This is a genomic window from Pantoea sp. GD03673 (assembly GCF_029844725.1).
Classification (GTDB): Bacteria; Pseudomonadota; Gammaproteobacteria; order Enterobacterales; family Enterobacteriaceae; genus Pantoea.
On sequence record NZ_JAOCKJ010000001.1, the window covers coordinates 602,069 to 615,549 of the forward strand.

Annotated in this window: 11 protein-coding genes; all 11 read right to left on the reverse strand. The window is 55.1% G+C overall.

Annotation, left to right across the window (positions count from 1 at the left end; all coding sequences use genetic code 11):
* Positions 1-28 precede the first annotated feature (28 nt).
* Positions 29-1,078, reverse strand: a complete 1,050-nt coding sequence (locus N5J69_RS02900) for a chemotaxis response regulator protein-glutamate methylesterase (RefSeq protein WP_233988161.1) — start codon at positions 1,076-1,078, stop codon at positions 29-31.
* The gene (gene cheR, locus N5J69_RS02905; protein WP_003849153.1) at positions 1,078-1,950 is read right to left on the reverse strand and encodes a protein-glutamate O-methyltransferase CheR; all 873 of its coding nucleotides are present in this window, start codon (positions 1,948-1,950) and stop codon (positions 1,078-1,080) included. The genes N5J69_RS02900 and cheR overlap by 1 nt, the downstream gene beginning before the upstream one ends.
* 80 nt (positions 1,951-2,030) lie before the next feature.
* Positions 2,031-3,707 carry a methyl-accepting chemotaxis protein gene (locus N5J69_RS02910; RefSeq protein ID WP_279767950.1) on the reverse strand — a complete coding sequence of 559 codons (1,677 nt, stop codon included), beginning with the start codon at positions 3,705-3,707 and terminating at the stop codon, positions 2,031-2,033.
* A gap of 105 nt (positions 3,708-3,812) precedes the next feature.
* Positions 3,813-5,375, reverse strand: a complete 1,563-nt coding sequence (locus tag N5J69_RS02915) for a methyl-accepting chemotaxis protein (RefSeq protein WP_279767951.1) — start codon at positions 5,373-5,375, stop codon at positions 3,813-3,815.
* A gap of 192 nt (positions 5,376-5,567) precedes the next feature.
* A complete protein-coding gene (locus N5J69_RS02920) occupies positions 5,568-7,238 on the reverse strand; it encodes a methyl-accepting chemotaxis protein (RefSeq protein ID WP_279767952.1) in 1,671 nt (556 codons plus the stop codon).
* 163 nt (positions 7,239-7,401) lie between these two features.
* Positions 7,402-7,899 (reverse strand): chemotaxis protein CheW, encoded by a 498-nt coding sequence (gene cheW, locus N5J69_RS02925; RefSeq protein WP_150015287.1) that lies wholly within the window; start codon positions 7,897-7,899, stop codon positions 7,402-7,404.
* A 23-nt stretch (positions 7,900-7,922) separates the two neighbouring features.
* Positions 7,923-9,908 (reverse strand): chemotaxis protein CheA, encoded by a 1,986-nt coding sequence (gene cheA / locus N5J69_RS02930; RefSeq protein WP_279768101.1) that lies wholly within the window; start codon positions 9,906-9,908, stop codon positions 7,923-7,925.
* 11 nt (positions 9,909-9,919) lie between these two features.
* Entirely contained in the window at positions 9,920-10,861 is a 942-nt protein-coding gene (gene motB, locus N5J69_RS02935) for a flagellar motor protein MotB (RefSeq protein ID WP_161733167.1), read from the reverse strand.
* Entirely contained in the window at positions 10,858-11,745 is an 888-nt protein-coding gene (gene motA / locus N5J69_RS02940; RefSeq protein ID WP_279767955.1) for a flagellar motor stator protein MotA, read from the reverse strand. Before motA ends, motB begins: the two co-directional genes overlap by 4 nt.
* 133 nt (positions 11,746-11,878) lie before the next feature.
* Positions 11,879-12,457 carry a flagellar transcriptional regulator FlhC gene (gene flhC, locus N5J69_RS02945; RefSeq protein ID WP_279767957.1) on the reverse strand — a complete coding sequence of 193 codons (579 nt, stop codon included), beginning with the start codon at positions 12,455-12,457 and terminating at the stop codon, positions 11,879-11,881.
* Positions 12,454-12,807 (reverse strand): flagellar transcriptional regulator FlhD, encoded by a 354-nt coding sequence (gene flhD / locus N5J69_RS02950; protein WP_279767958.1) that lies wholly within the window; start codon positions 12,805-12,807, stop codon positions 12,454-12,456. Before flhD ends, flhC begins: the two co-directional genes overlap by 4 nt.
* Positions 12,808-13,481: the final 674 nt, after the last annotated feature.

A 13,481-nucleotide genomic window follows, 5' to 3' on the forward strand; every position in this document is an offset into this window, starting at 1 on the left:
AGTTGTCTCGCCCGGCGGGACGGGCCTGTTAAATACGCAATGCCTGTCCGGCGCTAATTTTCGCCAGCATGTGCTGGCTGATGTTGCTTAAATCCACGACTTCGCTCACGCCGCCTGTGGCAATAGCCTCACGCGGCATGCCAAATACCACACAGCTGGCTTCGTTCTGGGCGATGGTCCAGGCACCTGCCCGATGCATTTCCAGCATCCCGGCGGCACCGTCGTTGCCCATGCCAGTGAGGATCACCCCCACCGCATTTCGTCCGGCGTTAATCGCCACCGATTTAAACAACACATCCACAGAGGGTTTGTGCCGGTTAACCGGTGGTCCTTCATTCAGTTTCACCACATAGTTGGCACCACTTCGGCCCAGCTCCATGTGCATCGCGCCTGGCGCAATGTAGGCGTGCCCCGGCAGAATACGCTCACCATCTTCTGCCTCTTTCACCGTGATCTGACACAGTTTGTTCAGACGCTCGGCAAAAGAGCGGGTAAAGCCTGGCGGCATGTGCTGGGTAATCAGCAGCGCCGGGCTGGTCGCCGGTAACGGCTGCAGCACGTGGCGAATCGCTTCGGTGCCACCGGTTGAGGAGCCAATCGCAATCAGCTTCTCACTGCTCAGCAGTGGCCCCGCTTTCAGCGTCGCGGGCACCGGCATCGCTGCACGGTTGTGCAGTCGGGCACGGGCCGCCGCACGGATTTTGTCGCCAATCATCTGGCTGTAAGCCAGCATTCCTTCGCGGATGCCGAGCTGGGGTTTGGTGACGAAATCCACCGCGCCCAGTTCCAGCGCCCGCAGGGTGATTTCGGAGCCTTTCCCGGTCAGCGATGAAACCATCACCACCGGCATTGGCCGTAACCGCATCAGTTTTTCCAGGAAATCGAGGCCATCCATGCGCGGCATTTCCACATCCAGCGTCAGCACCTGCGGATTGAACTGCTTGATCAAATCGCGGGCAACCAGCGGATCGGGCGCCGTAGCGACCATCTCCATATCCGGATGGCTGTTGATGATCTCTGTCATCAACTGCCGCATCAGCGCAGAGTCATCTACGCACATCACGGTGATTTTGCTCATCATCTTTCCTTCGTCAGTCCATAGACGGTTTGCCCACGCAGCCAGAACTCTTTACTGATCTGACTGAAGTTTTCTGAGTGACCGGCGAACAGGATGCCGCCCGGCTTCAGCAGTGGAACAAACCGACGCAGAATCTTCTCCTGCGTCTCTTTATCGAAATAGATCATCACATTGCGACAGAAAATAGCGTCGAACTGACCCGGCAGCGCCCAGTCATTGGCCAGCAGGTTTAGCTGTGCATAGGTGACCATATTGGTCAGCTCGGGGCGCGCCCGCACCATACCGGCATGAGGCCCGGTGCCACGCAGGAAGAAGCGCTGCATTTGCGCCGGTGACAGCGTGCGCAACTCCTCCTGGCGATAAACACCCGCCACGGCTTTTTCCAGCACCTGCGTGTCGATATCGCTGGCGTGTACCTGGAACTTACCGGGACCGGTGCCCAGCGTTTCTGCCAGCGTCATGGCGATGGAATAGGGCTCTTCGCCGGTTGACGCAGCCGTACTCCAGACGCTGAAGTTGCCCTGTCGCTTGCGTGCATGCTCCGCCAGAATCGGGAAGTGATGCGCTTCGCGGAAGAACGCGGTCAGGTTGGTGGTCAGCGCGTTGATAAACGCCTGCCACTCGGCACTGTTCGGATCGGACTCCAGCAGGGCCAGGTAGCGACCGAAATCATCGATATTCAGCGTACGCAGGCGACGAACCAGACGGTTGTAAACCATCTCACGCTTGTGATCGGCCAGTACGATACCGGCACGCTGATAGATCAGCTGGCTGATACGGCGAAAATGCGTATCGGAGAGCGGTAAACGCTGCACCATTTGCGACAGCAGCGTTGTCGTCTCATTTTGATCTAGAATTGTCGATTTTTTCATCTCTGCACCTGGCCCGAACTGAATACATTAACTGTCTGCTGCGATGCCCGGCGGCGCGATGGCGGCCGGACCACGGGCGATTAAAAGGTTTCCCAGTTGTCGTCGCTGCGTACAGCAGACGAACGACCAACGGCTAACGGTGCATCAGACTGAAGCGTTTTTGTCGCCGTTGTCTTGTTAACGGCCTGCGCGACAAATTCTTTACCAATATTGAACACTGATACCGCTTGTTTTAAGTGACTTGCCTGATCTTCCAGCGCTGCCGCTGCTGCCGCTGACTCTTCAACCAGTGAGGCGTTCTGCTGCGTAACGCGATCCATCTCGGTCACGGCAAGGCCCACCTGGTCAATGCCACGGCTCTGTTCGTCTGACGCGGAGGCAATCTCACCCATGATGTCGGTCACGCGGGTAACCGCGCTGACGATGTTGCTCATGGTGTCACCGGCGCTTTCGACCAGCACTGAGCCGGTATTAACGCGGCTAACGGAATCTTCAATCAGGCCTTTAATCTCTTTGGCGGCCTGGGCGCTGCGCTGCGCGAGGCTGCGCACTTCACCCGCGACCACGGCAAAACCGCGACCCTGTTCACCGGCACGGGCTGCTTCTACCGCCGCATTCAGCGCCAGGATATTAGTCTGGAAGGCGATGCCATCAATCACGCTGGTGATATCAGCAATTTTCTTGGAACTGCCCGCAATCTCTTTCATGGTGGTGACCACGCCATCCACCACTTTGCCGCCCTGCTGCGCGGTTTCAGAGGCGGTCAGCGCCAGCTTCGACGCCTGACGGGCGTTTTCGGCATTCTGCTTCACGGTCGCCGTGAGCTGCTCCATGCTGGCGGCGGTCTGCTCCAGTGAGGCGGCCTGCTGTTCGGTACGGGAAGAGAGATCGTTGTTACCGATGGAGATTTCGCTGGCACCGGTATAGATGGCATCAGAGCCGTCACGCACGGTGCGGACGGTACTGACCAGCTCCTGCTGCATATGCTGCAGCGACGTCAGTAACTCACCAATTTCGTTGCGCACGGTAATCTCAACCGGCTGGGTCAGATCGCCCCGCGCGATATGCTGGATGTGATCAATACTCTGACGCAGAGGACGAATCAGCGCCGAGCGCATGACGTTCCACACCAGGATAATCATCAGCAACGTCACGGCCAGGGTGGCAATGACAATCGTGATGGAGCGGGTGTAGGCCTGCTGATTCGCTTCCACGCCCTGCTGTGACAGGGCTTTGTTGTTCTCAAGCCAGGCGCTGTAATCTTTCTGGAACTTGTCCTGATAGCTCTGGGTTGGCTGATCGACAAACCCTTTAAAGTTGCCGGTAGTAAAGAACACCATCAGCTCAGCCAGCGCATCATGATAGGCCTTGTAGTTCGCCTGAAGCGTCAGGACGTTTTCAGCCGTTTTGCCCTTCTCTGACAGATTATCGTTAAAGATCTGATAGTTGACTTCAGCCTGTTTCAGCTCTTCACCCGCCAGTGCGACCAGCTCTTTCACGCTGGCACCCGATCCCGACATCTGTGCATCCTGCAGAAAACGGATACCGGCGCGGTTAAGGGTGTTGCGCGCCTGAACCAGCGAAACCCATGAGGTGCCCATCGCCTGTTGCAACGTATTCAAACGCTGGTTGTAGGCAAAATTCTCTTTATCTGAACTGACCGTTTTGAAAAACATTCCGCCGGAAAACAGCTGCAGCAGCGCAAAGAGCGCCAGCACACACAGCAGGCCGGAAACAACACGTACTCGACTAAACATAAACACCTCATTGGTTGGCGATTCGTGTTTATTTATCGGCGGCGTCGGGGGGAACTTTATGCGTGGCAGCGGCTTTCGGCCGCTGCCACGTTGAAAGGCAGAAAATCAGGCGCGGGAAATTTTGAAAACCGAGACGGCCTGGGTCAGGACGCTGGCCTGTTGCTCCAGGGCAGCGGCGGCGGCGGCGGACTCCTCTACCAGTGAGGCGTTCTGCTGGGTCACGCGATCCATTTCCGTGACGGCCACACCGACCTGCTCAATACCGCGGCTCTGCTCGTCTGATGCAGAGGCGATCTCGCCCATGATGTCGGTGACGCGGGTCACTGCACCCACAATCTCACTCATGGTGCTGCCCGCGCTTTCAACCTGCAGTGAACCGCTGTTGACGCGTGATACGGAATCTTCAATCAGGCCTTTGATCTCTTTCGCGGCCTGCGCACTGCGCTGCGCCAGACTGCGCACTTCACCGGCCACCACGGCAAAGCCGCGACCCTGCTCACCGGCACGGGCGGCTTCCACTGCCGCATTCAGCGCCAGAATGTTGGTCTGGAAGGCAATGCCGTCGATCACGCTGATAATGTCTGCGATTTTTTTCGAGCTGCCCGCAATCTCTTTCATGGTGGTAACCACACCATCCACCACTTTGCCGCCCTGCTGTGCGGTTTCAGAGGCGCTCAGCGCCAGCTGCGATGCCTGACGGGCGTTGTCAGCATTCTGCTTCACTGTGGCCGTGAGCTGCTCCATGCTGGCTGCGGTCTGCTCAAGCGAGGCCGCCTGCTCTTCGGTGCGGGCAGACAGGTCGTTGTTACCGGCGGCGATTTCGCTGGCACCGGTGAAGATGGCATCGGAACCGTCACGCACATTGCTTACCGTCATCACCAGCGACTGCTGCATCTCGTGGATACCGGCAGCCAGCTGACTCATCTCATTACGTCCTTCAACCACAATCGGCTGGGTTAAATCGCCGGAGGCGATAGCGCGAATCTGCGCCAACAGCTGTTGCAGCGGCTGGATCAGCACCTGACGCAGGCCAAACCAGCAGGCGATGATGACCGCAATCACGATGATACCAATCGCCATCAGCAGCCACATCATCTGCGTGAAGGCGCGCTGGTTCTGCGCCATCCCCTGGTCGGAAAGCTCGGTCTGACGTTCACGCCAGGCGCTGTAGCTCTCCTGCATGGCAACCTGCTTCTGCTCAATGTTCTGTTTGAACATCCCTTCCAGATCGCGGGCCTGCAGGCTTTTTACCATCCCTTTCAGCCCATTTTCATATTGCGCATAATCCGCTTCAAGTCGGTCGCGCATTGCCACCTCTAAGCCTGGCGTGGCGGGCAGATCGTAATAGATTTTGAAGTGACGATCGGCTTCCGCTAACTGGCTGTTAGCGCGGTTCAGCAGATCATCCAGCTGACCGCCATTCATCTGCGCTGCCATGCTGGTCTGTAACCGCAGCATGGCGCGGTTCAGCGTGGTGCGGCTATTGTTCAGAGAGATATAGGCATCCGTCATTGAGGTGACGTTGCGGTTAGAGACCTGCGACAGTGCAAAGGCCGCTTTGTCATTGTTCAGAGCGGACCAGAAAAGGCTGCCAGAAATCAGCTGAAGCGCGCCAAAGATAACCAGTACCGCGATTAAACTGGTGACCACTTTTATTTTTTTTAACATCTTGTTCCCCTGCAGGTTGATTAAGGTGCAGCGGCTATATCGGCGGGTTTTGGCGATTAATTAACGCTTTTCGGCGCTTTCTGGCGAGATACGGCTTTTGTAATTATTTTTATCAACAGGCGGAGCGGCGTTTGACTTTAGGCCGGGGAAGTACAGAGGGGCTGCGCATCCCGCAGGATGCGCAGCGTCAGATCAGAAGGTTTCCCAGTGGGTATCACTGACCGGGGCAGTCAACGCTTTGCGTGGTGCCTGCGCCGCAGTGACGGGCGCGGCAATCGGCAGATGCTTTGTCAGCGTCTGCCTGGCTTCATGTTTGATTTTGAACACCGAGACTGACTGGCTTAACCGGCTGGCCTGATCCTCCAGCGAAGCCGCCGCTGCGGCGGACTCTTCCACCAGCGAGGCGTTTTGCTGGGTAACGCGATCCATCTCGGTGACGGCCTGTCCGACCTGGTCGATACCGCGGCTCTGCTCGTCCGACGCTGAGGCGATCTCCCCCATGATGTCGGTCACACGTGTCACCGCACTGACGATATCGCTCATGGTCTCCCCGGCGGTGCCGACGAGTTGCGACCCCACGCTGACCCGGTTCACGGAATCGTCAATCAGCCCTTTAATTTCTTTGGCGGCCTGGGCGCTGCGCTGCGCCAGATTACGCACCTCGCCCGCAACCACCGCAAAACCGCGCCCCTGTTCACCGGCACGCGCCGCTTCAACGGCGGCGTTGAGTGCCAGGATATTGGTCTGGAAGGCAATGCCATCAATCACGCTGGTGATATCGGCAATCTTCTTCGAACTGCCAGCAATTTCGCTCATGGTTTTCACCACGCCAGCCACCACACTGCCGCCCTTTTCTGCGGTTTCTGAGGCGCTGAGTGCCAGCTGTGACGCCTGGCGGGCGTTTTCGGCGTTCTGTTTCACGGTCGCCGTGAGCTGCTCCATACTGGCTGCCGTCTGCTCCAGCGACGCCGCCTGCTGTTCAGTGCGGGCGGAAAGGTCATTGTTTCCGGCTGAAATTTCACTGGCACCGGTGAAAATCGCATCCGATCCTTCACGGACGTGGGTCACGGTGCGGACCAGCGACTGCTGCATATCCCGCAGGCTGGCGGCAAGCTGCGTCATCTCGTTACGCCCTTCCACCGCAATCGGCTGGGTTAAATCACCCCGGGCAATATGCTGAATGTGATCAATGCTGCCGTTCAGCGGCGTTATCACGACTTTGCGCAGGCCAAACCAGCAGAGTACGATCACCGCCACGACGGCACTCATGATGGCGGCAAGAATCCACATCATACGGCTGTAGGCGTTGTTGTTCTCGTCCACGCCCAGCGTGGTCAGGCGATTCTGGTCGGCACGCCACTCACGGTAAAAGGTGAGAAAAGCACTCTGACCGGGTGCGACGGGCGCTTTGCTGGCGGCAATCGGATCATTTGCCTCCAGTGCGGCCTGCAACTGATTGAGTGCTCCGGCATAGGTGTTAAAGCGCTGATCAAGCTGGTCGTTCAGCTTCGCGTCCTGACCGGGTGTGTCCGGTAGGGCTCTGAACGCCTTAAAGTAGCCATCAGCCGCCTGCTGGAAACCTCTGCTCTCTTCGAACAGGCCGGCGATATCCGGCGTTTTATTTTCCAGTTTGCCGGTCGCCACACGCAGCTGAATGCGGGTCAGCAACACACGGCTCTGGTTGAGGCTCATATAGGCGTCATTGAGTGCCTGCGTGTTTTGCATCGCCAGCTGCGACACGGCGAAGCTCTGCTTGTCGTGGCTCAGGGCGGAGTAGAAAATTGAGCCGGAGATCGCCTGTAATAGCCCGAACACCAGCAACACCAGTAACAGACTGGTGACCACACGGATTTTCGTTAACATAAGTACCCTGAACAAAGTAGATGATTTAAAAGTGACAGAGAGATTATCGGCAGGTTACAGCGGGAATTCAGCGCGCACTTCAGCTTTAATGAATTGAATTAACAGCAATTATTACATAGCGAAACCATCACGGGCCAGCCGCAGCCAGCCCGTGATAACGCCATTACGCGGTACGCAGGTTATCAACCAGCGCCATCTCGTCGCTGCTCAGCAGCTTCTCAATGTCGACCAGAATCAGCATGCGTTCGCCCAGCGCACCCAGACCGGTCAGGTACTCGGTAGACATGGTTACGGCGAACTCAGGGGAAGGACGGATCTGATCCTGAGTCAGTGACAGCACGTCAGAGACGCCATCAACCACGATGCCGACCACGCGATTTTCCAGATTCAGCACGATCACCACGGTGTTGTCATTGTACTCAACATCAGGCTGCGCAAACTTAACGCGCAGATCGATGATGGGCACGATAACGCCACGCAGGTTCGTGACGCCGCGGATAAATTCAGGGGTATTCGCAATACGCGTTACCTGATCGTAACCGCGAATTTCCTGAACTTTGAGGATATCAATTCCGTACTCTTCGTCGCCCAGCGTGAAGACCAGAAACTCCTGACCTACAGTTTCGCCAGCGATTTTTGTCACGGTTGCCATTCCATTCATGTTATTTACCCTTTCGTTATCTGTCAGGCGGCAGCGCCGGCCACACGTTTTTCACGGTTAAGTGATTGCAGTGCTGAAACATCAACAATCAGCGCTACGCTACCATCGCCAAGAATGGTCGCGGCGGAGATGCCCGGCACTTTGCGATAGTTACTTTCCAGGTTCTTCACCACCACCTGATGCTGACCAATCAGCTGATCGACCAGCAGCGCGTAACGTTTGCCCGCGCTCTGCAGGATCACCACGATGCCCTGTGTGGCTTCGGTTTTGGCACCCTGCACATCAAAGACGTTCCACAGCTCAACCAGCGGCAGGTATTCACCACGCACTTCCAGCACACACTCGCCACCCGCCAGCGGTTTCAGCTCTTCGGCGCGCGGTTGCAGTGACTCCATCACCGCATTCAGCGGCAGAATAAAGACTTCGTCGGCCACGCGAACGGACATGCCATCAAGGATGGCCAGCGTCAGCGGCAGCAGGATGCGAATGGTGGTGCCTTTGCCCTGCTTCGAGGCGATTTCAACGTGACCGCCCATCTCCTGAATATTTCGTTTCACCACGTCCATGCCGACGCCGCGTCCTGAAACATCCGTCACCTGCTCCGCCGTAGAGAAGCCCGGTGCGAAGATCAGCATGCCAACCTCTTCGTCGCTCATGTTCTCGTGAACCGGCAGGCCGGAAGACAGGGCTTTGGCCAGAATACGTTCACGGTTCAGACCGGCACCATCATCGGAAACTTCGATGCAGATGTTGCCACCCTGATGTTCCGCAGAAAGCGTCAGGTTACCGGTTGCGACTTTCCCGGCCACCAGACGTTTCTCTGGCGTTTCGATCCCGTGGTCAAGACTGTTACGCACCAGGTGCGTTAATGGATCGATAATGCGTTCAATCAGGCTCTTATCGAGTTCGGTTGAACTGCCAAGCAGTGTCAGTTCAACTTCTTTGCCGAGTTTGCTGGCCAGGTCACGCACCAGACGCGGGAAGCGGCTGAAGACATATTCCATTGGCATCATACGAATCGACATCACCGATTCCTGCAGGTCGCGGGCGTTACGCTCCAGCTGACCCATGCTGTTCAGCAGGTCGCCATGCGCCACCGGATCGAGTTCGCCGGAACGCTGGGCAAGCATCGACTGGGTAATCACCAGTTCGCCGACCAGGTTAATCAGCTGATCGACCTTCTCTACCGCAACACGGATGCTGGTCGATTCGCTAGACTTGGCCGGTGCCGCGACGCGCTTACTTTCACGCTTAACGGCAGCCACCGGCAGTTCGGTCACGCTGGCGGTGTGAACCTCTTCTGCCACAGGTGCCGCAGCGGCGGTACTTGCCACCGGCTCAGCAGCCGCGTCGTCAGCGTCCGGGAAGCGGATCTGCGCTTCGTCGATCACGAAGCAGAGTACCGCCACGATGTCATCTTTACCGACGCCATCAATGCAGACGTCCAGCGAGGTGCTGCCCTTCTGCACGTTGGTCAGGGTGCCGAGATTGCTCATCTCTTCCAGCATCAGATCGACTTCTTTCTCTTTGAGGTCGATCAGCTGTACACGCAGGCCGCTGGTGCTGGCCGGTTCTGCACTGGCCGTCGTTGTCACCGCAGCCGGAACATCAACCGGCAGGCCTTTAGCCTCAAGCGCCAGCTGGCGCAGCGCTTCACAGATATATTTGAAGCTCTCCGCGTTAGGCTCCTGCGCGGTTTTATAAGCATCGAGCTGTTCCTGCATAATATCTTTGGTTTCCAAAAACAGGTTGATGATGTCGGTGCTGAGCTGCATCTCGCCGCGACGAGCACCATCCAGAATGTTTTCCAGGATATGAGTCGTTTCCTGTAATACCGTAAAACCAAAGGTTCCGGCTCCTCCTTTAATGGAGTGAGCGGCACGGAAGATGGCGTTAAGCTGTTCCGAATCTGGCTCCTGCGGGTCCAGGCCCAACAGGTGTTGTTCCATATCCGCTAATAGCTCATCGGCTTCATCAAAAAACGTCTGGTAAAAATCGCTGATGTCCATACTCACGGGAATCACCTCGGCTGTGAGGGGGCTGCTGTATTCACCGCGCTGCCTGGTGTTGCAGGTGCGGTAATCTGTTCAATGGCCGCCGGATCGCTGATCTGGACGGCATCACTTTCTGCGTTCTCTTTTTCTATTGCTGCTTCGGTGTCGTGGTTCAACACCAGCAGGCTGATGCGGCGGTTAACTGCGTCATTCCCGCCACGATTTTTCAGGCGCATGGTGTCGGCCATACCCAACACCCGTAAAACTTTACCGCTGTCCAGGCCGCCCATGACCAGTTCGCGGCGTGAGGCGTTAGCACGGTCGGTCGACAGCTCCCAGTTGCTGTAGCCTTTGTCACCGCTGGCATACTGGAAATCATCGGTATGTCCGGCCAGGCTGATGCGGTTCGGAATGTCGTTCAGGATCGGCGCGATGGCCCGCAGAATATCGCGCATATAGGGCTCTACCTCGGCCCGACCGGTCTTAAACATCGGGCGATTCTGGCTGTCGATAATCTGAATACGCAGCCCCTCTTCCACCATGTTGATGATCAGATGCGGTCGCAGCGCTTTCAGACGCGGGTCCGCTTCAATCATCTGGTCAAGCTTTTCACGCAGGCGGTTAAGGCGAATCTCATCCAGCTTGCGTTTCTGGGCATCCATATCGACAACTTTGTTAACTTCACCAATCTTTTTGGTCGGATCGTCACCGCCGCCGGGGATTGGGCTGTCGCTATCGCTGCTGCGTGCGCCGCCGGTAATCGCAACCTTCAGCGGCGTTTTGAAGTAGTCTGCAATCTGCACCAGCTCCTGCGGATTGGCGATCGACAGCAGCCACATCACCATAAAAAAGGCCATCATCGCCGTCATAAAGTCGGCGTAGGCAATCTTCCACGATCCGTGGCTGCCTTCATGGCCTTTATGTTTGCGCTTTTTGATCAGCACAATTGGGCGATTGCCGTGTTTCATGAAGCCTCGTCTGAAGTCTGTTTAGCCGGGTTCTTAGCGTTACGCACATGCTCTTCCAGCTCGCTGAACGATGGACGCTCGGCGGAGTAAAGCGTCTTACGACCAAACTCCACCGCGATCTGCGGCGCATAGCCGTTCAGGCTCGAAAGCAAGGTCACCTTGATGCACTGCATCATCTTGGTGGTTTCCGCACACTTCTGACGCAGTACTGACGCCAGTGGAGAGATAAATCCGTAGGCCAGCAAAATACCCAGGAAGGTGCCCACCATTGCATGTGCCACCAGCGCACCGAGTTCAGCAGCCGGACGGTCGGCCGACGCCAGCGCATGAACCACGCCCATAACCGCGGCGACGATACCGAATGCCGGAAGTCCATCACCCACTGCAGCAATACTTTGCGCTGGTACGTCACACTCGTGTTCGTATGTCTCGATCTCTTCATCCATCAACGCTTCAATTTCAAAAGCGTTCATGTTGCCGCTGACCATCAGGCGCAAATAGTCAGTAATAAAATCCACTAACTGTTTATCGGCAAGAATACGGGGATAATTAGCAAAAATTTCACTCTGGCTGGGATCTTCAATATCCCGTTCCAGCGATAACATCCCCTGCTGACGCGACTTCGCCATCAGGCGATAAAGCAGTGCCATCAAATCCATGTACACCGCTTTGTTGTATTTGGAGCCGCGGAATAACAGTGGCAGCGCCTTCATCGTTTTTTTAATCGACTTACCGTTGTTGCCGACTAAAAAAGCACCGGCACCGGCACCGCCGATCATTAATAATTCGGCTGGCTGATAAAGCGCGCCCAGATGGCCACCGACCAGCGCATATCCGCCCAGCACGGAGCCTATAACAATCAGGTAACCTATAATTATCAGCACAAAAAAATCCTTACGTCCGTAACGTGTTGGTGGAAGTTAAGCCAGAGAGCCGCAGGCGTTATTCCTGAACCGCAAGCAAAAAAAAAGCAGCGGTATTAACCGCTGCTGGATGACTTCCACAGTGCGAACAAACTTAAACGGCGTGTTTAACCTGTTCATCCAGCAGTTGTGGAAACATATCGGCAGGTTCTGCAGAAAGTTTACGTCTTTTTACGGCACGTGATGGTGGCTGGCACAGGCTGCAGGTAAAGCTGCCAGCCGGCTGATGGGCATGATTGATAAAGCTGCCGCTGCAGCATTTGCAATCCGCCAGTTCCAGCATGCCGCTTTCAACGAATCGGACCAGGGTCCAGGCGCGGGTCAGCGCCAACAGCGGGCCCTCGTCCGATTGCGGACACTGTTCCAGATATAAACGGTAAGCTTTAATCACGGCATCAACGCCGCTGCACAAACCGGTTTTCAGTAAGAACTTCCAGGCGTTGCAGAACATAGAAGCATGAATGTTCTGCTCCCAGGTCATAAACCAGTCTGTAGAGAACGGCAGCATGCCTTTCGGCGGCGGACTGCCGCGCAGTTCTTTATAGAGCTTGATCAGACGACCCCGGCTCAGCTGAGTTTCACTTTCTAACATCTGCAGGCGCGCACCTAATGTGATCAGTTCCATAGCGAGCTGAATATCACGTGCTTCCTGAACAATACTTTTCTCACTCATGACATTGCTCTCTTTTTAGCAGGCGCTTCATCTTTAGACGCATTACGCAGTAAACGGCTCGATAATAAGATGCCGGTGTGGATCTGTTGTAAATCATCCACGCGTGATTCCTGCGTCAGGCGATTAATGCTGCTGCTGTCGGTAAAACGGAACTGGCAAACCAGTTGATTGGTTTCCGCCATTTTTACCATCTCAGGCAATGTTAATTCAGATAATGCATTCGCCATTTTCTCATCGATGCCAAGGCGAAACATTGCAGAAGCTTTATCCTGGTTAATTAAACGCTGCGCGAGCAGTAAATAAGACAAATTGAGATCGTAAATATGTTTCAGTACTTCAGAGGTGCCCATTATTTTTCCATCCTGAGAGATGCGACGTAACTGTATCGCAGATTAAAATCTGCGGTTCGAGCTGCTGTTTGTTAAATCAAAAGATGGCAAAAAAAACTTCACATAATTTCAATGTCACTGTTTTTCGCCTTCTATTTTCGTGGGTTTCAGACCCACTGAAGGTCGAAAATCCATGCCATTCTATTTTCGAGTTCCGGACATCTTCCGTGACGTCTTCTTACATTTTTTAGGACTAATCCGAAAACAAGGCAAATCTATATCGTCTGATTTCGACATACAACGACAGCCGTGCGAAATTTTAGATAAAGTGTGACGTAGATCACACTTTTAACGCAAATTTCTTCAGCAACCCTTTACGATCGCTTACCGACTGATCAATTTTTGAGCAAAAATGTGTGTTTTTAAGTCCAATTCGTCCTGAGAAAGGTTTAATAGGGGGTAAAAGCATCGCTATTCGGCGCTTTAAGCAGTCCGAAATGATTATTGGGTGTTAATCGTTTTAACACCCTATTTAGAACCATCTAAATAAGGGTTGCCAGCATATTATGCTGCCAATGCAGGGAGTTATTTGCTGTTAAATTAGTTACTTAAAGGGAGTATCGCAGGGTGTGAGTAATGGAATCGTTAAGATTTACACGGCAGTAAGGGGGGGCTGGGACAACAGGGTGTTAACA

What these genes read in the sequence shown, in the direction of transcription:
- N5J69_RS02900 (WP_233988161.1), bottom strand. Translation starts at nt 1,078, where the DNA reads ATGAGCAAAATCACCGTGATGTGCGTAGATGACTCTGCGCTGATGCGG.
- cheR (WP_003849153.1), bottom strand. Translation starts at nt 1,950, where the DNA reads ATGAAAAAATCGACAATTCTAGATCAAAATGAGACGACAACGCTGCTG.
- N5J69_RS02910 (WP_279767950.1), bottom strand. Translation starts at nt 3,707, where the DNA reads ATGTTTAGTCGAGTACGTGTTGTTTCCGGCCTGCTGTGTGTGCTGGCG.
- N5J69_RS02915 (WP_279767951.1), bottom strand. Translation starts at nt 5,375, where the DNA reads ATGTTAAAAAAAATAAAAGTGGTCACCAGTTTAATCGCGGTACTGGTT.
- N5J69_RS02920 (WP_279767952.1), bottom strand. Translation starts at nt 7,238, where the DNA reads ATGTTAACGAAAATCCGTGTGGTCACCAGTCTGTTACTGGTGTTGCTG.
- cheW (WP_150015287.1), bottom strand. Translation starts at nt 7,899, where the DNA reads ATGAATGGAATGGCAACCGTGACAAAAATCGCTGGCGAAACTGTAGGT.
- cheA (WP_279768101.1), bottom strand. Translation starts at nt 9,908, where the DNA reads ATGGACATCAGCGATTTTTACCAGACGTTTTTTGATGAAGCCGATGAG.
- motB (WP_161733167.1), bottom strand. Translation starts at nt 10,861, where the DNA reads ATGAAACACGGCAATCGCCCAATTGTGCTGATCAAAAAGCGCAAACAT.
- flhC (WP_279767957.1), bottom strand. Translation starts at nt 12,457, where the DNA reads ATGAGTGAGAAAAGTATTGTTCAGGAAGCACGTGATATTCAGCTCGCT.
- flhD (WP_279767958.1), bottom strand. Translation starts at nt 12,807, where the DNA reads ATGGGCACCTCTGAAGTACTGAAACATATTTACGATCTCAATTTGTCT.